Genomic DNA, 17,480 nt, shown 5'->3' on the forward strand with positions numbered 1-17,480 from the left:
TTAGGCTGAACGCTACCAAGAATGGACGCCCCGATCCTCGCTCTCCCTCGAACTTGAGCTCGCGCTCAGAGCATGGGGCCATCGATCTGGGGCGTCCAGGACGAATTGTGCGACATACAAGGGGCCGCGGGAGAGGGCAATGCCGGCGCGATGCTTCGGCCGCCAGAGCACGCCCCGCACGCGGGTACAATCCCGCCATGGCAAAACAAAAACTTCTGATCGGCTTTCACGCCGTCACGGCGCGACTGCGCCAGAATGCGGCCGGCGTCAGCGATGTCTACGTCGAGGCCTCGCGCCGCGACCGCCGCATGCAGGACTTCATCCGGATGGCCGAAGGTCTGGGCGTGCGCCTGCACCCCGTCGATGCCGACCGCCTGCGCGGGATGGCCGGCACCGATCGGCACCAGGGCGTGGTCGCCCGCGCCGAGGATGTGTCCCTTGCATTGAACCTGGACGAACTGCTGGACGGCATCGAAGGCAAGCCATTGCTGCTGGTGCTGGACGGCGTGACCGATCCGCATAACCTCGGCGCCTGCCTGCGCGTGGCCGACGGTGCCGGCGCGCATGCCGTGATCGCCCCCAAGGACCGCAGCGTCGGCCTGAACGCGACGGTGGCCAAGGTGGCCAGCGGCGCGGCCGAGACCGTTCCCTATCTGACCGTGACCAATCTGGCCCGCGCGCTGCGCACGCTGCAGGAGCGCGGCATCTGGGTGATCGGCACCGACGATGCCGCGGAACGCACCATCTACGATGTGGACCTGACCGGGCCGGTGGCGCTGGTGATGGGCGCGGAAGGCGAAGGCATGCGCCGGCTGACGCGCGACACCTGCGACGAACTGGTCAGCCTGCCGATGGCCGGCGGCGTCGAGAGCCTGAACGTGTCGGTCGCCAGCGGCGTGTCGCTGTATGAAGCGGTGCGCCAGCGCCGGGTGCCGGCGCGTGGCTGAGGCGCATGGGCAAGGGGCATGGATGAAGCGCATGCAGGTCCGCCGATGCTGATCGACGCCGCCCTGCTCGCCGACGCGCGGCAGCGCATCGAGGCCGCCCGTCATATCCTCGTGCTGACCGGCGCCGGCATCTCCGCCGAGTCCGGCGTGCCGACCTTTCGCGATGCGTTGACGGGCCTGTGGGCCCGCTTCGACCCCGAGGAGCTGGCTACCGAGGAGGCGTTCCGGCGGCAGCCGCAGCTGGTCTGGGACTGGTACGAGCATCGCCGTGAACTGGTTGCCGCCGTGCAACCCAACCCGGGGCACGTCGCGGTGGCCCGGCTGGCGGCGCTGCGGCAAGTCACGCTGGTCACGCAGAATGTCGACGGCTTGCACCAGCGCGCCGGCAGTTCCGACGTGATCGAGTTGCATGGCAATCTGTTCGCCAACAAATGGCTGGACGGATGCGGGCGCTGCGAGGCGGCGCCGGACGATGGCGGCCGTCCGCCCCGCTGCGTCCATTGCGGCGCGCTGATGCGCCCTGGGGTAGTGTGGTTCGGCGAAGAGCTGCCGCGCGTGGCGCGCTATCGCGCCGAGCATGCCGCCGAGCAGTGCGACTTGTGCCTGGTGGTCGGCACCTCGGGCATGGTCTATCCGGCAGCGGCGCTGCCGGGCGTCGCGCGCGACAACGGCGCCGGCGTGATCGTCATCAATCCTCAGCCGTCCGCGCTGGACGCCACCGCCGACCTGGTGCTGCAGGCGCCGGCAGGGCAGTGCCTGCCGATGCTGCTGCCGGTCGGGGCCGCTTCCGCCTAGCGATCCACCCGGGCGATCAGCGCTTCCAGCTTGATTGCGTCGGCGGCGAAGGCACGGATGCCTTCGGCGAGCTTCTCCGTCGCCATCGCGTCCTCGTTCAATTGCCAGCGGAACGACGCCTCGTCCACCGCCACGCGCGGCTGCGGATCGCGCCCGGCATTGTCCGGCGACAGCTGCCGCGCCACGTCGCCATTGCCGGCGGCCAGCTGCTCCAGCAATTCCGGACTGATGGTCAGCAGATCGCAGCCAGCCAGCGACAGGATCTGGTCCACATTGCGGAAGCTCGCACCCATCACCTCGGTGGCATAGCCGTACTGCTTGTAGTAGGCATAGATCTGCGACACCGAGCGCACGCCCGGGTCGGCCGCGCCGCGGTGCGCCTCGGCATCCCACTGGTCACCGGCCTGCTTGCGGTGCCAGTCCAGGATGCGGCCCACGAAAGGCGAGATCAGCTGCGCGCCCGCTTCCGCGCAGGCGGCAGCCTGCACCAGCGCGAACAGCAGCGTCATGTTGCAGCGGATGCCGTCGCGCTGCAGCACTTCGGCGGCGCGAATCCCTTCCCACGTCGATGCGATCTTGATCAGCACCCGCTCGCGGGCGATGCCGCGCTGCTCGTACAGCGCGATCAGATGGCGCGCCTTGGCCACCGTCGCGTCGGTATCGAACGAGAGCCGGGCGTCGACCTCGGTGGAGACGCGCCCCGGCACGATCTTCAGGATCTCGGCGCCGAAGGCGATCAGCAGCGCATCCATCACGGCGTCGGTGCCGTTGCCGTGCTGCTCGCGCACGGCCTGTTCCAGCAGCGGCCGGTACTCGGCCTTCTGCACCGCCTTCAGGATCAGCGAGGGGTTGGTGGTGGCGTCCTGCGGCGTGTACTGCTTCATCAGCTGGAAATCGCCGGTATCGGCCACCACGGTAGTGAACTGCTTCAGTTGCTCTAGCTGGTTCATGATGGATTGCACGTTGCCTTGTGACCTGTCCCTGCCTGGCGAGGACGGGCTCTGGATGTGCCGCCAACGGCGGTCGTTCGAGGAGCGCGCCCTGCCGTGTGCCACGGGCGCAAGGCCATTGTACCCGCCGCTTCGGGGCAGTCCCGTGCGGCGGCATACCATCTAGAAGCGGGTGCGCGGCCGGCAGAGGCGATCCGGTACACTCGCGGTTTGCTGAACGATCTTGATACAGGCATTGAAATGACCCAGGACGAACTGAAGGCGCTGGTGGCCCAGGCTGCCGCTGACTATGTCGAGAAGGAAGTGCCAGCCGGCGCGGTGCTCGGCGTGGGGACCGGCTCGACCGCCAACCTGTTCATCGACGCGGTGGCGGCCTTCAAGGACCGCTTCGCCGGCGCCGTGTCCAGCTCGGAGGCATCGACCCGGCGGCTGCAGCAGCACGGCTTCAAGGTGCTGGACCTGAACGAAGTCGACGACATTCCGGTGTATGTGGACGGCGCCGACGAGATCGACGCCAGCGGCGCGATGATCAAGGGCGGCGGCGGGGCGCTCACGCGCGAGAAGATCGTCGCCTCCGTGGCCAGCCGCTTTGTCTGCATCGCGGACGGCAGCAAGCTGGTCCAGACGATGGGCCAGTTTCCGCTGCCTGTGGAAGTCGTGCCGATGGCGCGCGCGGCAGTGGCGCGCCAGCTGGCGGCGCTGGGCGGGCAACCGCGGCTGCGCATGAACAAGGAAGGCGGGATCTACACCACCGACAACGGCAATGTGATTCTCGATGTGGCTGGCCTGCAGATCCGCGACCCCAAGGGACTGGAGCAGCAGGTCAATCAGATTCCGGGCGTAGTGACGGTGGGGCTGTTCGCGCTGCGGGGCGCGGATGTGCTGCTGCTGGGCAAGGCGGATGGGGTAGAGCGCAGGGACTTTACGCGGTAAGTCGGGCTGACAGCTGCACGGGGGGGACGGCAGTGGCACGTTGCGTGCCGTTGCCCTCTCCCCCGGCCCCTCTCCCGCAGGGCGGGAGAGGGGAGCAATCCGGCAGCGTATGAGGGCCACTGTTTTTCTCCCCTCGCCCGCTTGCGGGAGAGGGGCCGGGGAGAGGGCAACGCGCGCTTGCCACGCCCCCGGACAAGGCCTGTCAGGCCTGCGGCGGTACGTACCCTGCCGCCTGATCGGCGCCTTCGCCGAAGAAATACTTCTCGGTCTGCTTGAGCAGATACTGGCGCGCACGCGGGTCGGCCATGTTCAGCCGGTTCTCGTTGATCAGCATGGTCTGGTGCTTGAGCCAGCCAGCCCAGGCTTCCTTCGACACGTTCTGCCAGATCTTCTTGCCCAGTTCGCCGGGCAGCGGGGGAAAGTCGAGCCCTTCGGCTTCCTTGTTGAGCTTGACGCATTGGACCATGCGGGCCATGGGGGAACTCCTTGTAATCGTGGGCGAGCGGCAGCGCGGTGCAAGGGCGCTGCGCGCATCGGCCGCGGCGCCGTGCTGCGCGGGCCGCGGGACTGGCCGCTATTGTAGCGAAGCGCCCCGGCGCGAGGGCGGCACCCCCACAACCCTTACAGCTTCTTCATCAGTACCATCGACTTGCGCTGCCAGTTGTACAGCTTGCGCTTGTCCTCGGGCAGATCGTCCACGCCCGCGCGCACGAAGCCGCGCTTGAGGAACCAGTGCTCGGTGCGGGTCGTCAGCACGAACAGCCGGTCCAGCCCCAGCGCGCGGGCGCGGCGCTCGATCCGCTTGAGCAGCCGCTCGCCGTCGCCGGTGCCCTGCGCTTCGGGCGATACCGTAAGACACGCCATTTCCGCCATGCCTTCGCGCGGGTAGGGGTAGAGCGCGGCGCAGCCGAACAGCACGCCGTCGTGCTCGATTACCGAGAAGTTGCCGATGTCGCGCTCGATCAGATGGCGACCGCGCGGCACCAGCGTGCCGTCCTGCTCCAGCGGCGCGATCAGCTGCACGATGGCGCCGACGTCGTCCAGCGTGGCTTCGCGCAGGCTCTCCAGGTCGATGTCCGCCACCATGGTGCCGACGCCGTCGTGCAGGAACAGCTCCAGCAGCACCGAGCCGTCCAGCGCGAAGGGAATCAGGTGCGCGCGCGGCACGCCGCCCTTGAGCGCCTTGACCAGATGCTGCAGGTAGACCGCCACGTCCGGCGGCAGATGGTTGTTCTGCAGGCGCTCGACCGCCACGCGCATCGACATTTCCGGCAGCAGCTTGCCCACCGCGTCCATCACGCCTGGCACCTCGGTGATGAAGATCAGCTTGTCGGCCTTCAGCGCGATGGCGGTGGCGCTGGCGACGTCTTCCATCGACAGGTTGAACGCCTGTCCGGTGGGCGAGAAGCCCAGCGGCGACAGCAGCACGATCTTGCCGTGCTGCAGCGACATGCGTACCGATTCCGCATCGATCTTGCGCACCAGCCCGGTGTGCTGGTAGTCCGTGCCCTCGACGATGCCCACCGGCCGCGCGGTGACGAAGTTGCCCGACACCACCGACAGTTGCGCGCCGGCCATCGGCGTGTTCGGCAGCCCCTGGCTGAAGGCCGCTTCGATATCCAGCCGCAATTCGCCGGCGGCTTCCTTGGCGCATTCCAGCGCCGCGTTGTCGGTGATGCGCACGCCTTCGACGAAGCGCGATTCGACCTGCCGCAGCGCCAGTTGCTCCTCGACCTGCGGGCGCGAGCCGTGCACCAGCACGATCTGCATGCCCATCGCGTGCAGCAGCGCGACGTCGTTGACCAGTGCGTTCAGCATGCCGGCCTTGACGAGCTCGCCGGCGAAGGCGATGACGAAGGTCTTGCCGCGGAAGGCATGGATGTAGGGGGCGACCGCGCGCAGCCAGTCGACGAACTGTTGCTGGTCCGGGCCATTGGCCGCGCGCTCCGGCACCGCCACGTCCGCGACCTGCCGCGCGGCAACGGTGGCCGGCGGCAGCGCCGAGGTGTCCTCGGCCGGCAGGGCGGAATGGATCGGGCCGGCGGCAGTGGCGCCGCTGGCGGGGCCGCTTTCGGGGACGCCCTCGGGGCCGCTTCTGGGAATGGCGGCGGCGTCGGACGAGGGCAGGGATGAGGCGGTTCGGTCTTTCATGGCGCGGATTATAATCCCCGCCAATGTCAGAACACCGCTCCAACCGGCCCGCGCCGCGTGATGGCGCGCCGGGTCAACGGCGCCGGCCGCGCAGGCCGGGCCCGTCTTCCGCAAGCTCGTCCGCCGGCGCATCCGCGTCCGGCGATTCGCCGGCATCCGTACCACCCTCGGTGCGGCCGTCCACGACGTCCTCCCAGGCCGCTTCCAACGACCCCGGCAATGCCGGTACCGCGTCGGCATCGCGGCCGGCAGCCCCCGTGCGTCCGCCGGCCGGCGAAGGCCGCCGCCGCAATGCGCCGGCGCGGCCGCGCGTGGTCAATCCGCTGCCGCCGATTACCTTCCCCGAGGCGCTGCCGGTCTCCGCGCGCCGTGACGAGATCGCCCGAGCGCTGCTTGCCAACCAGGTGGTCATCGTGTCCGGCGAGACCGGCTCCGGCAAGACCACGCAACTGCCCAAGATCTGCCTGTCGATCGGGCGCGGGCCGGGCAGCGGCGAGCGAGCCGGGCAGGGCGGGCTGATCGGCCATACCCAGCCGCGGCGGATCGCCGCCACCTCGACGGCCAAGCGGATCGCCCAGGAACTGGGCTCGCCGGTTGGCGAGCATGTCGGCTACCAGGTGCGCTTCAATGACACCATGTCGCCGGGAGCCTCGGTCAAGCTGATGACCGACGGCATTCTGCTCGCCGAGACGCAGAACGATCCGCTGCTGCGCGCCTACGACACCATCATCATCGACGAGGCCCACGAGCGCAGCCTGAACATCGATTTCCTGCTGGGATACCTGAAGGAAATCCTGCCGCGCCGGCCGGACCTGAAGCTGATCGTGACCTCGGCCACCATCGATGCGCAGCGCTTCGCCGAGCATTTCGCCTCCGCCAGGGGGCCGGCGCCGGTGATCGAGGTCAGCGGGCGGCTGTACCCGGTGGAGATCCGCTACCGTCCGATCCAGGACGACCGCGCGCCACGGCAGGGCGCCGCGTCGGAAGGGCGCGGCGAGGGTCGCAAAGACGCGCGCAAGGACGAGCGCGACCTGTACGACGGCATTGTCGATGCGGTCGAGGAACAGTGCCGGCTCGGTCCCGGCGACGTGCTGGTGTTCCTGCCCGGCGAGCGCGAGATTCGCGAGGCTGCCGAGGCGCTGCGCAAGCACCATCCGCCGCACACCGAGATCCTGCCGCTGTTTGCGCGGCTGTCGGTGCAGGAGCAGGAGCGCGTGTTCCGCCCGGCCGGCGCGCGTCGCATCGTGCTGGCCACCAACGTCGCGGAAACCTCGCTGACGGTGCCGGGTATCCGCTATGTGGTCGATACCGGACTGGCGCGGGTCAAGCGCTATTCGTATCGGAACAAGGTCGAGCAGCTGCAGATCGAGCCGATCTCGCAGGCAGCGGCCAACCAGCGTGCGGGCCGCTGCGGCCGCGTGGCCGACGGTGTCTGCATCCGGCTCTACGACGAAGCGGACTTCGCCAGCCGGCCGCGCTTCACCGACCCGGAAATCCTGCGCTCGTCGCTGGCCGCGGTGATCCTGCGCATGAAGGCGCTGCGGCTGACCGCGATCGAGGCGTTCCCGTTCATCGAGCCGCCGCCGGGCCGGGCGATTGCGGACGGCTACCAGCTGCTGCAGGAGCTGGGGGGCGTGGATGATGCCAACGAGCTGACCGCGACCGGCCGGCAACTGGCGCGCCTGCCGCTCGATCCGCGCGTGGCGCGCATGATCCTGGCCGCGCGCGACCAGCATTGCCTGCGCGAAGTGCTGATCATCGCCAGCGCGCTGTCGGTGCAGGACCCGCGCGACCGGCCGCAGGAAGCGCAGGAAGCCGCCGACCAGGCGCATCGCAAGTTCATGGACGAACGTTCCGAGTTCCTCGGCTGGGTGAAGCTGTGGAAGTGGTTCGAGGAGGCGGTCGCGCACAAGAAGAGCAACCGCCAGCTGCAGGACCAGTGCCGCGCCAACTTCCTGTCGCACGTGCGGCTGCGCGAATGGCGCGACGTCCATTCGCAGCTGCTGACCACGGTTGCCGAGCAGGGCTGGAAGCTGAACGAGAGCGAACCGACCTACGAGCAGGTGCACAAGGCGCTGTTGACCGGGTTGCTGGGCAACATCGGCCAGAAGATCGACGACGGCGACAGTCGCGGCCGCGAGTACCTGGGCGCGCGCGGCATCAAGTTCCACCTGTGGCCGGGCTCGCTGGTGGCGCGCAAGATGGGCCGCTGGCTGATGGCGGCCGAGCTGGTGGAAACCAGCCGGCTGTTCGCCCGCACGCTTGCGCGGATCGAGCCCGAATGGATCGAGCAGATCGGCGGGCATCTGCTGCGCAAGAACTGGAGCGAGCCGCACTGGGAAAAGAAGGCCGGACAGGTCATCGCGCTGGAGCGCGGCACGGTGTACGGGCTGACGGTGTACCAGCACCGGCGCGTGCATTTCGGTCCGATGAATCCGCGGGAGGCGCGCGAGATCTTCATTCGCCGGGCACTGGTCGAGGGCGAGTTCGACACGAAGCTGCCGTTCTTCGCCCACAACCAGCGGCTGGTGCGCGAGATCGAGAACCTTGAACACAAGTCGCGCCGGCAGGACGTGCTGGTCGACGACGAGCTGATCTACGCCTTCTACGAACGGCAGATTCCGGCCGACATCCATCAGCAGGTCCATTTCGAGCAGTGGTACCAGCGCGAGAGCGCGCGCGAGCGCAAGCTGCTGTACCTGAGCCGCGAAGAGCTGATGCGGCACGAGGCGGCGGGCATCACCACCGACCTGTTCCCCAGGACGATGCAGGTGGCGGGGGTCGACATGGCGCTGGCCTACCACTTCGAGCCGGGCAGCCCGCGCGATGGCGTGACGCTCACCGTGCCGCTGTTCGCGCTGAACCAGGTGCGGCCCGAGCGCAGCGACTGGCTGGTGCCGGGCATGATCCGCGAGAAGGTGCACCTGCTGCTCAAGTCGCTGCCGCAGAAGCTGCGCCGCCATTGCGTGCCGCTGCCCGACTATGCGGCCGGGTTTGTCGAGCGGCACCCGTTCGGCGAAGGCGAGCTGATCGACGTGCTGATCGGCGACATCCGCGAGCAGACCGGCACCATGGTGCGGCGGGCGGACTTCAAGCTGGAGACGCTGCCGGCCCACCATGCGATGAACTTCAAGGTCGTCGACGAGCATGGCCGCCAGCTGGAAATGGGCCGCAACCTGGCGCAGCTTCGCGCCGAGCTGGGCGGGCAGGCGCAACAGTCGTTCCAGACGCTGGTCGCGCGCGAGGCGCCGGTCGCCGAGGCCGGCCAGTACGAGAACCTGACCGGCTGGAGCTTCGGCGAACTGCCCGAGCTGCTGGAAATCCGCAAGGGCAACCGGACGCTGTTCGGCTACCCCGCGCTGGTCGACCGCGACACGCATTGCGAGGTCGAGGTGTTCGACGACCCGCAGGAAGCCGAGCGGATCCACCATGCCGGCCTGCGGCGCCTGTTCGCGCTGCAGTTGCGCGAGCAGGTCAAGTTCGTGCAGAAGAACATCCCCGGCCTGTCGCAGATGGCGATGCAGTACATGACGCTGGGCACCCAGGAGATGCTGCGCGACCAGATCGTGACGCTGGCGCTGGAGCGCGCCTGCATGCAGGCGCCGCTGCCGCGCAACGACGCCGAGTTCGCCACGCGCAAGGAGGAGGGCCGGGCGCGGTTGAGCCTGCTGGCGCAGGAGATCGCCCGGCTGGCGGGTACCATCCTCGCCGAATACGCCGGGCTACCGCGCAAGCTGCTGCAGGCCAAGCCGTTCGCCGCCGCCCACGCCGACATGCAGGGGCAGCTGGGCGAGCTGATGGGCAAGCATTTCCTTGCCGAGACCCCCTATGACCGGCTGGTGCATTTCCCGCGCTATCTGAAGGGCATCGCGATGCGGATCGACAAGCTCAAGGGCGATCCGGGGCGCGACAGCCAGCGCATGCAGGAAATGGCGCCGCTGCTGCAGCAGTGGCAGCGCGCCGAGAAGCAGCGGCGCTCGCAGGGGCGCGGGGTCGAGGACGCCCGGCTGGAGGAATTCCGCTGGATGCTCGAGGAGCTGCGCATCGCCCTGTTTGCGCAGGAATTGCGAACGCCGGTTCCGATGTCTGTCAAGCGTCTGCAGAAGGTGTGGGAGTCAATGCAACGGTAGGCCCCCGGTTTCACCGTTTTGGCGCAGCCGGTCATCGGAAAGGGCAGGTGCGACGTTAGAATGCCTGACCCCGCGGCCGCCGTGCGGCAGGGGTGCCAGTTTCGGTTCCCGATCCCACTTTCTCGCCGGTTTTCCGCCATGCTTGCCCTGCGTCGCGCTATTGCGGCCGCTGTTGCCACCGCCTCTGCCACCGCCGCCGCCGCCGCCGTCGCCAGGCCCGCTGTCCTTGCCCGTCTGGCAACCGTCCTGCTCCTGGCGTTGCCCGGGCTGACGGGCGTATCCGCGGCGCACGCGGAAGTCGTCGTGGTGCTCAATTCAGGTGATGCATCGGTCACTCTAATTGACAAGGACAGCCACAAGGTGCTGGAGACCTTTCCGGTCGGCAAGGAGCCGCATCACCTGATCAATACGCCGGACGATCGTGCGCTGATCGTGGCCAACGCCGTCGGCAACGACCTGGTGTTCCTTGACCCGGTCACCGGCCAGGTCCAGCAGCGCGTGCCGGACATCGACGACCCGTATCACATCGGCTTCTCGCCCGACCAGAAGTGGTTCGTGGTCACCGGCAACCGGCTGGACCGGGTCGACCTGTACCGCTGGGACGGCAAGGCGCTGAAGATCGCGCGCCAGCTGCCGCTGGGCCGCACGCCGTCGCATATCGCCTTTACCGCCGACAGCCGCATCGCGTTCGTCACGCTGCAGGACTCCAACGAGATCGCCGCGATCGACCTGACCACGCAGTCGCTGCTGTGGCGCATGGAAGCGGGCGCCGCGCCCGCCGGCATCTGGGTGACCCCCGACCAGAAGCACCTGCTGGTTGGCATGACCGGGGCCGACTATGTCGCGGTGATCGACTGGCGCACCCGTGCCGTGGTCAAGCAGATCCCGACCGGCAAGGGCGCGCACAACTTCCGCGCGCTGGGGGACCGGCGCCATCTGCTGCTGACCAACCGGGTCGCCGGCACCATCAGCATCCTCGATCAGCAGAGCCTGTCCAAGGTCGGCGACATCACCGGGCTGCCGCCGGGTCCGGACGACATGGAACTGAGCGCCGACGGCAAGACGCTGTGGGTGACGTTTCGCTGGGCCCGCGCCGTCGGCGTGATCGACGTGCCGAGCCGGCGACTGATCAAGACCATCCGCGTGGGGCGTTCTCCCCACGGTATCTATTTCCGGACGCGGGCGCCGCTGTACTGATCCGCTCCGACGCAAGCATCGATGGCCGATCCTGCCCATTCCCGACCTGACTCGCCCCCTCGCCGTGGCCGGCACGCCGGTTCGGCGGCGCGGACGCTGTGCCGGCTTGCCATCGCCGCCGTCTGCCTGCTGCCCTTGCACCTTTCCTCCGCGCTGGCGCAGCCCGGTCCGCCGGCCTGCTCGGCGGGCACGCTGTTCCTGACCTTCGACACCGGCAGCATGAGCCAGGCCGAGCTGATCGCCGACGTGCTGCGACGCCAGCAGGTGCGCGCCACCTTCTTCCTGGCCAACGAGCGCACGGTGCGTGGCGATCATGCGCTGGATCCGTCGTGGGCGCCTTACTGGCGAGCGCTGGCGGCCGATGGTCACGACTTCGGCACGCACACCTTCCACCATTCCTATCTGCGCACCACGCGCGGCGGCAAGGTGGTGGTGCGGCCGCAATTCGGTCCGCGGGCCGGGCAGGACGTGACGATGGACCAGGCGGCCTTCTGCGAGGAGCTCGATCGCAGCGGCCAGGCACTGCGCCAGATGACGGGCGCGACCACGCTGCCGCTGTGGCGCGCGCCGGGCGGCCGTACCGCGGCGCAGACGCTGGCCTGGGCGAGGCATTGCGGCTACCGGCACGTGGGCTGGGCGCAGGCCGGTTTCCTCGGCGACGAGCTGGACTCGGAGCGCTATCCCAATTCGGCCCTGCTCGCGCGCGCGCTGCGCGACCTGCGCGATGGCGATATCGCGATGGCCCATCTGGGCATCTGGTCGCGCCAGGACCCGTGGGCGCCGGCCGTGCTGGAACCGCTGATCCAGGGCTTGCGGCGCAAGGGATTCTGCTTTGCCACCTTGCGCGAGCATCCGGCCTACCAGGCGTTCATCGCCGAATCGATGCAGCAGTCTGCAGCGCCGGCGGCCGGGCAGGGCGCTGCGGCGTCCGCCCCCGCCGCGCCGGCCATGCAGCGGAGGCAGCGATGATCTGGGAAACCGTCGACGGCTGGATCGCCGGTCTCGAGGGCTGGCTGTTCCAGCATGCCGTGCTGCCCGTGGTCTACGCCGCCGGCCTGGGCGGCTATGCCGAGGATGCCTTCACCGGCACCGAATGGCTGGTGGTCGGCCTCGTGCAGATGGCCGTGATGGCGCTGGTGCTGGCGCCGCTGGAGCGCTGGCGTCCGGTCGAACCCATCAGCGACCGCGCCGCGATCCGCACCGACATGCTCTATACCGCGATCCACCGGCTGGGGGTGTTTCGCCTGGCGATGTTCTTCACGCTGACGCCGCTCATCGATTCGATCGAGGGCGCCCTCCATCTGGCCGGCTGGCAGCGCGTCAATGTGGAGGACTGGTGGCCGGGCGTCACCAGCGTGCCGCTGGTCAGCTTCCTGATCTACCTGCTGCTGTTCGATCTGCTCGACTACTGGTATCACCGGCTCTCGCATACGGTGCGCTGGTGGTGGTGCCTGCATGCGCTGCATCACAGCCAGCGCCAGATGACGATCTGGAGCGACAGCCGCAACCATCTGCTGGACGGTATGCTGCGCAGTACCGTGTTTGCGCTGGTCGCGCTGGCAATCGGCGTCGAGCCGTCGCAATACCTGCTGCTGGTGGCGCTGTCGCAATTGATGGAAAGCCTGCAGCACGGCAATCTGCGGCTGCATTTCGGCTGGCTCGGCGAGCGTCTGCTGGTGTCGCCGCGCTTTCACCGTACCCATCATGCGATCGGGATCGGGCATGAGGCGGCGGGGCAGGTCGGGCGGCTGGGCGGCTGCAACTACGGGGTGCTGTTCCCGTGGTGGGACATGCTGTTCGGCACCGCCCGGTTCAGCAGCGGGTTTGCCGCCACTGGCATCCGCGACCAGCTGGCGCCGCCGCACGGCCGGGGCAGGGACTACGGGCGGGGGCTGCTGCGCCAGCAGTGGTACGGCATCAAGCGGCTGCTGCACCGGGCCTGAGAGGACTCGCTCCGATCGCCGCGTGGCGGCACCGGCACGGCCTGTGCTAGTCTGTCCGTCCCCGGACGGTGTTGCCCCTCCGGGTCCCCTTGCCAGGACCACTCCTTCGAATCCGCATGAACGACATCCTGCGCGCGTTGATCCGGGCACTGGTCAGCCAGCTGCATCCCCGCATGCTGGCACTGACAGTGCTTCCCTTCGTGCTTGCCACCCTGTTCTGGGGCGGCCTTCTGTATTTCACCTGGGACCCGGTGATGACCGCCGCCCGCCAGATGCTGCAGACCTCGGTCTTCACCGGCTGGATCTATGGCGCGCTGGACTGGCTCGGCCTGTCGTCGCTGCGGGCCGTGGTGGCGCCGCTGTTCGTGGTCGCGGTGACGATTCCGCTGGCGGTTGCCTCGCTGCTGCTGTTCATCGGCGTGTGGTCCGCGCCGGCCGCGGTGCGCTTTCTCGAGCGCGCCTATCCCGACCTGGCGAAGGCGAAGGGCGGCAGCCTGATGGGAAGCGTCTGGCACAGCGTGTCGAGCACGGTGGTGTTCCTGCTGCTGGTGTTGATCTCCCTGCCGCTATGGCTCGTGCCGCCGTTCTTCGCGCTGATTCCGCCGCTGCTGTGGGGCTGGCTGACCTACCGGGTCATGACCTATGACACCCTCGCCGAGCATGCCAGCCCGGACGAGCGCCGCATCATCATGCGCCGCCATCGCACCTCGCTGCTGACCATCGGGGTGGTGGTGGGGCTGCTCGGCTCCGCGCCGACGCTGCTGTGGGTCTCCTCGGCGGCGATCATCTTCCTGTTTCCGTTCGTGCTGGCCGGCGCGCTGTGGCTCTACGTGCTGATTTTCATCTTCTCGGCACTGTGGTTCGGGCACTATTGCCTGCTGGCGCTGGCGCGGCTGCGTGCCGAGCGAGGCGCGCCGTCGCCCGCCGCCGGTCCCGAAATCATCGAGCTGGCGCCGTCGGACGTGCGCCGCATCGAGGATGGCGGTGCCGGGCCGCGCTGATCCGGCCTTGCCTAGTTCGGCCCCTGCGCGATCGCACCCTGCGGATACGACCCTACACTGAAGCGAGGACACCATGGGATTTGGGCTGATCGTCATCGGCGACGAGATTCTGTCGGGACGACGCGAGGACAAGCACCTGCGCCGCTGCATCGCCCTGCTGGCCGAACGGGGCCTGGCGCTGGACTGGGCCGAGTATGTCGGCGACGACCGCGAGCGCATCACCGCCACCCTGCGCCGCACCTTCGCCAGCCAGGACGTGGTGTTCTGCACGGGCGGCATTGGCGCGACGCCCGACGACCATACCCGCCAGTGCGCCGCTGCCGCGCTTGGCGTCCCGCTGGCGCTGCATCCGGAAGCCGAGGCATTGATCGCCCAGCGTATCCGCGACACGGCCGGCGACGATCCGGCCAAGGCCGACCTGATGCTGCCGGAGAACCAGCACCGCTTCAAGATGGGCGAGTTTCCACGCGGCGCGCGCATCATCCCCAACAGCTACAACCGGATCCCCGGGTTCTCGGTGGCGGACCACCACTTCATGCCCGGCTTTCCGGTGATGGCCTGGCCGATGATGGAATGGGTGCTCGATACGCTGTACCCGCACCTGTTCCATCGCGATACCCAGGCCGAGCGCTCCTTCCTGGTGTTCGAGGCGCCGGAGTCGACGCTGACGCCGCTGATGGAGGCGGTCGAGGCCGCGTTCCCCGGCATCCGCGTCTTTAGCCTGCCTTCGGTGGGCGATGCCCAGCGCGGCGAGCTGTATGCGCGCCGGCATATCGACCTGGGCGTCAAGGGCCCGGCGGCGTCGGTCGACGCGGCGTATGCGATGCTGCGCGATGGGGTGGTGGGGATGCGGTTCGAGGTGGTGGAAGGAGCCGTGCAGGGCGGCGCTGCCTGAGGTTTCCAGTCGCTCTCCCGCCTGTGGAAGAGGGGAGCAAACCGGCGGCCTTTCCATTGCCTTCGGGTTTCCCCCTCTTTCCTTCAAGGGAAGAGGGTCGGGGAGAGGGGTTGGTCTTCAGGCAGCGTCGGGGGGGGGGCCAGCGCTCGCTTGCCCTCTCCCCCGACCCCTCTCCCGCAAACGGGCGAGGGGAGCAAGCCGTCAGCGCGTTTTTCCGCAAGCGCGCGAGGGCCGCAACACTTCAATGATTGATCAGCCGCTGCACCAGATCCACCGCGGTGTGCGCGCCATACTTGCGCATCAGCCGGGCCCGGTAGATGTCCACCGTTCGCGGGCTGATCGACAGCGACTTGCCGATCTGCTTGCTGGTCTTGCCCTCGACCAGCTGTGCCGCGATGTCCCGCTCGCGCGCCGTCAGCTCGGCGGTGACCTGCCGCTTCTGCGACAGATCCTCGAAAGTCCAGATCCCCGGCCCCAGCGGCTTGCTGCGGTCCAGCGCGCGGCCGGTGACATGGCACCAGAACAGCTCCCCATTGGCCCGCTTCATGATCCGCTCGTCCGAGTACAGCCCGCGCGCGTTCATGATGGGAATGATCCGCTCGCCGGTCCGCTCGAATTCGTCCGGGCTCGGATATAACACTTCGAAGGACTGGCCCAGCAGCCGCTGACGGGTGGTGCCGAAGATCCGGCACACCTCGTCGTTGCAGTCCTCGATGCGCCGCTCCCGGGACAGCACCAGTCCCACCGGGGCCAGCTGGAAAGCGGTCTGGTAATCGATGGCAGGCATTGTCCTTATGTATTTATACGTACTGGCATCCATTGCGGCGCTTGCGTATCCTTTGGAGCGCTGCGGTCCACTGGACCGGCCCGCCAACAAGAACTGGGCCGGCAGGGGCGCCACCACCGGATCGGTGTCCTTGCCAGCCCGATTGTAACGTTACCCCGACGGCACGCCGGTCTATGCGGCGGGCCTGCAGGGCAAGCGCACGATCCCTACCGAGGAAGGAGATAAACCATGAACAAGGTCTACGCCAGCGCCGCCGCGGCGCTCGATGGCGTTGTCCGCGACGGGCAAATCATCGCCGTCGGCGGCTTCGGCCTGTGCGGCATTCCCGAGGCGCTGATCGCGGCGCTGCGCGACACCGGCGTCAAGGGTCTGACCTGCATCTCGAACAATGCCGGTGTGGATGGCTTCGGCCTGGGCCAGCTGCTCGCCACGCGCCAGATCAGCAAGATGATCTCGTCGTACGTGGGCGAGAACAAGGAGTTCGAGCGCCAGTACCTGGCCGGCGAACTGGAGCTGGAATTCACCCCGCAAGGCACGCTGGCCGAGAAGCTGCGCGCCGGCGGCGCCGGCATTCCGGCCTTCTTTACCCGCACTGGCGTGGGCACCATCGTCGCCGAGGGCAAGGAGACCCGTGAGTTCGATGGCGAAACCTACGTGATGGAGCGCTCGCTGCGCGCCGACGTCGCGCTGGTCAAGGCCTTCAAGGCCGACAAATCGGGCAACCTGGTCTTCCGCCGCACCGCGCGCAACTTCAATCCGATGTGCGCGATGGCGGGAAAGGTAACCATCGCCGAAGTCGAGCAGATCGTCGAGACTGGCGAGCTGGACCCGGACGAGGTCCATACGCCGGGCATCTTCGTGCAGCGCATCGTGCTGAACGCCAATCCCGAAAAACGCATCGAACAGCGCACCGTGCGTGCCGCCACCGCCTGAGGAGACCGACATCATGGCCTGGACACGAGACGAAATGGCGGCACGCGCGGCGCGCGAGCTGCAGGACGGCTTCTACGTCAACCTGGGGATCGGCCTGCCGACCCTGGTCGCCAATCATGTGCCGCCCGGCGTGGAGGTGTGGCTGCAGTCCGAGAACGGGCTGCTGGGCATCGGTCCCTTCCCGACCGAGGAGGAAGTCGACGCCGACATGATCAATGCCGGCAAGCAGACCGTGACGACGCTGCCGGGTTCGTCGATCTTTTCGTCGGCGGACTCGTTCGCGATGATCCGCGGCGGGCATATCAACCTTGCCATCCTTGGCGCAATGCAGGTCAGCGAGAAGGGCGACCTGGCCAACTGGATGATCCCCGGCAAGATGGTCAAGGGCATGGGCGGCGCGATGGACCTGGTCGCCGGCGTGGGCCGCGTGGTGGTGCTGATGGAACATACCGCCAAGAAGAAGGACGGCACCGAGGACCTGAAGATCCTGCAGTCGTGCTCGCTGCCGCTGACCGGTGTCGGCGTGGTCGACCGCATCATCACCGACCTGGGCGTGATCGACGTTACCGAGGAAGGGCTGAAGCTGGTGGAAACCGCACCGGGCGTCAGCCGAGAGGAGATCCAGGCAAAGACCGGGGCGCCGCTGCGCTGATCCCGTCCGTCCTGGACAAACCAACGCGTCGTGCCCGCGAAAGCGGGAATCCAGCGTCGTCAAGAGCCACTGGGTCCCCGCGTGCGCGGGGACGACGGAATGCTGACCTGGCTCGAACGACCAACGCGTCGTTCCCGCGAAAGCGGGAACCCAGCGTCGTCAAGCG

Annotated in this window: 15 protein-coding genes; 11 read left to right on the forward strand and 4 right to left on the reverse strand. The window is 68.3% G+C overall.

What is annotated here, in order from left to right; genetic code table 11:
- Positions 1-197 precede the first annotated feature (197 nt).
- Together rlmB and K6V06_RS17565 are read left to right on the forward strand one after the other, a co-directional pair.
- Positions 198-947 carry a 23S rRNA (guanosine(2251)-2'-O)-methyltransferase RlmB gene (rlmB, locus tag K6V06_RS17560; protein WP_222245418.1) on the forward strand — a complete coding sequence of 250 codons (750 nt, stop codon included), beginning with the start codon at positions 198-200 and terminating at the stop codon, positions 945-947.
- A gap of 45 nt (positions 948-992) precedes the next feature.
- On the forward strand, positions 993-1,742 hold the full coding sequence (locus tag K6V06_RS17565; protein WP_222245484.1) for an NAD-dependent deacylase: 750 nt from the start codon (positions 993-995) through the stop codon (positions 1,740-1,742).
- On the opposite strand, the gene tal is transcribed toward K6V06_RS17565, so the two are convergent.
- Positions 1,739-2,692 (reverse strand): transaldolase, encoded by a 954-nt coding sequence (gene tal / locus K6V06_RS17570; RefSeq protein WP_222245419.1) that lies wholly within the window; start codon positions 2,690-2,692, stop codon positions 1,739-1,741. The genes K6V06_RS17565 and tal overlap by 4 nt on opposite strands.
- Before the next feature lie 240 nt (positions 2,693-2,932).
- On the opposite strand from tal, the gene rpiA reads away from it, so the two are divergent.
- Complete coding sequence (gene rpiA, locus K6V06_RS17575) at positions 2,933-3,625, forward strand: ribose-5-phosphate isomerase RpiA (protein ID WP_222245420.1); 693 nt, start codon at positions 2,933-2,935, stop codon at positions 3,623-3,625.
- 202 nt (positions 3,626-3,827) lie between these two features.
- Here the strand turns inward: rpiA and K6V06_RS17580 are convergent, their stop codons facing one another.
- Together K6V06_RS17580 and argA are read right to left on the reverse strand one after the other, a co-directional pair.
- Entirely contained in the window at positions 3,828-4,100 is a 273-nt protein-coding gene (locus K6V06_RS17580) for an oxidative damage protection protein (RefSeq protein WP_222245421.1), read from the reverse strand.
- 146 nt (positions 4,101-4,246) lie between these two features.
- Positions 4,247-5,776 (reverse strand): amino-acid N-acetyltransferase, encoded by a 1,530-nt coding sequence (gene argA / locus K6V06_RS17585; RefSeq protein WP_255581924.1) that lies wholly within the window; start codon positions 5,774-5,776, stop codon positions 4,247-4,249.
- Positions 5,777-5,799: 23 nt separating this feature from the next.
- On the opposite strand from argA, the gene hrpA reads away from it, so the two are divergent.
- The 6 genes from hrpA (at position 5,800) to K6V06_RS17615 (ending at position 14,942) form a co-directional block, all read left to right on the forward strand.
- Positions 5,800-9,906 carry an ATP-dependent RNA helicase HrpA gene (hrpA, locus tag K6V06_RS17590; RefSeq protein ID WP_222245422.1) on the forward strand — a complete coding sequence of 1,369 codons (4,107 nt, stop codon included), beginning with the start codon at positions 5,800-5,802 and terminating at the stop codon, positions 9,904-9,906.
- Between the two features lie 138 nt (positions 9,907-10,044).
- Complete coding sequence (locus tag K6V06_RS17595) at positions 10,045-11,103, forward strand: beta-propeller fold lactonase family protein (protein WP_255581925.1); 1,059 nt, start codon at positions 10,045-10,047, stop codon at positions 11,101-11,103.
- A 21-nt stretch (positions 11,104-11,124) separates the two neighbouring features.
- On the forward strand, positions 11,125-12,072 hold the full coding sequence (locus K6V06_RS17600; protein WP_222245423.1) for a polysaccharide deacetylase family protein: 948 nt from the start codon (positions 11,125-11,127) through the stop codon (positions 12,070-12,072).
- Complete coding sequence (locus K6V06_RS17605; protein WP_222245424.1) at positions 12,069-13,046, forward strand: sterol desaturase family protein; 978 nt, start codon at positions 12,069-12,071, stop codon at positions 13,044-13,046. The genes K6V06_RS17600 and K6V06_RS17605 overlap by 4 nt, the downstream gene beginning before the upstream one ends.
- Positions 13,047-13,162: 116 nt before the next feature.
- Positions 13,163-14,047: an EI24 domain-containing protein gene (locus K6V06_RS17610; protein WP_222245425.1), complete on the forward strand. Its 885-nt coding sequence runs from the start codon at positions 13,163-13,165 to the stop codon at positions 14,045-14,047.
- A 73-nt stretch (positions 14,048-14,120) separates the two neighbouring features.
- Positions 14,121-14,942, forward strand: coding sequence for a molybdopterin-binding protein (locus tag K6V06_RS17615; protein ID WP_222245426.1), 822 nt, complete (start codon positions 14,121-14,123; stop codon positions 14,940-14,942).
- Between the two features lie 241 nt (positions 14,943-15,183).
- On the opposite strand, the gene K6V06_RS17620 is transcribed toward K6V06_RS17615, so the two are convergent.
- The gene (locus K6V06_RS17620) at positions 15,184-15,729 is read right to left on the reverse strand and encodes a PAS and helix-turn-helix domain-containing protein (protein WP_222245427.1); all 546 of its coding nucleotides are present in this window, start codon (positions 15,727-15,729) and stop codon (positions 15,184-15,186) included.
- 228 nt (positions 15,730-15,957) lie between these two features.
- Here K6V06_RS17620 and K6V06_RS17625 point away from each other — a divergent pair, with 228 nt between their 5' ends.
- Together K6V06_RS17625 and K6V06_RS17630 are read left to right on the forward strand one after the other, a co-directional pair.
- Positions 15,958-16,662 (forward strand): CoA transferase subunit A, encoded by a 705-nt coding sequence (locus K6V06_RS17625; protein WP_222245428.1) that lies wholly within the window; start codon positions 15,958-15,960, stop codon positions 16,660-16,662.
- A 13-nt stretch (positions 16,663-16,675) separates the two neighbouring features.
- Positions 16,676-17,314 carry a CoA transferase subunit B gene (locus tag K6V06_RS17630; RefSeq protein ID WP_222245429.1) on the forward strand — a complete coding sequence of 213 codons (639 nt, stop codon included), beginning with the start codon at positions 16,676-16,678 and terminating at the stop codon, positions 17,312-17,314.
- Positions 17,315-17,480: the final 166 nt, after the last annotated feature.

It is taken from the genome of Cupriavidus sp. AU9028 (genome assembly GCF_019795295.1).
Classification (GTDB): domain Bacteria; phylum Pseudomonadota; class Gammaproteobacteria; order Burkholderiales; family Burkholderiaceae; genus Cupriavidus.

Coding starts and splice junctions, on each gene's coding strand:
- rlmB (WP_222245418.1), top strand. CDS start 198: ATGGCAAAACAAAAACTTCTGATCGGCTTTCACGCCGTCACGGCGCGA.
- K6V06_RS17565 (WP_222245484.1), top strand. CDS start 993: ATGCTGATCGACGCCGCCCTGCTCGCCGACGCGCGGCAGCGCATCGAG.
- tal (WP_222245419.1), bottom strand. CDS start 2,692: ATGAACCAGCTAGAGCAACTGAAGCAGTTCACTACCGTGGTGGCCGAT.
- rpiA (WP_222245420.1), top strand. CDS start 2,933: ATGACCCAGGACGAACTGAAGGCGCTGGTGGCCCAGGCTGCCGCTGAC.
- K6V06_RS17580 (WP_222245421.1), bottom strand. CDS start 4,100: ATGGCCCGCATGGTCCAATGCGTCAAGCTCAACAAGGAAGCCGAAGGG.
- argA (WP_255581924.1), bottom strand. CDS start 5,776: ATGAAAGACCGAACCGCCTCATCCCTGCCCTCGTCCGACGCCGCCGCC.
- hrpA (WP_222245422.1), top strand. CDS start 5,800: ATGTCAGAACACCGCTCCAACCGGCCCGCGCCGCGTGATGGCGCGCCG.
- K6V06_RS17595 (WP_255581925.1), top strand. CDS start 10,045: ATGCTTGCCCTGCGTCGCGCTATTGCGGCCGCTGTTGCCACCGCCTCT.
- K6V06_RS17600 (WP_222245423.1), top strand. CDS start 11,125: ATGGCCGATCCTGCCCATTCCCGACCTGACTCGCCCCCTCGCCGTGGC.
- K6V06_RS17605 (WP_222245424.1), top strand. CDS start 12,069: ATGATCTGGGAAACCGTCGACGGCTGGATCGCCGGTCTCGAGGGCTGG.
- K6V06_RS17610 (WP_222245425.1), top strand. CDS start 13,163: ATGAACGACATCCTGCGCGCGTTGATCCGGGCACTGGTCAGCCAGCTG.
- K6V06_RS17615 (WP_222245426.1), top strand. CDS start 14,121: ATGGGATTTGGGCTGATCGTCATCGGCGACGAGATTCTGTCGGGACGA.
- K6V06_RS17620 (WP_222245427.1), bottom strand. CDS start 15,729: ATGCCTGCCATCGATTACCAGACCGCTTTCCAGCTGGCCCCGGTGGGA.
- K6V06_RS17625 (WP_222245428.1), top strand. CDS start 15,958: ATGAACAAGGTCTACGCCAGCGCCGCCGCGGCGCTCGATGGCGTTGTC.
- K6V06_RS17630 (WP_222245429.1), top strand. CDS start 16,676: ATGGCCTGGACACGAGACGAAATGGCGGCACGCGCGGCGCGCGAGCTG.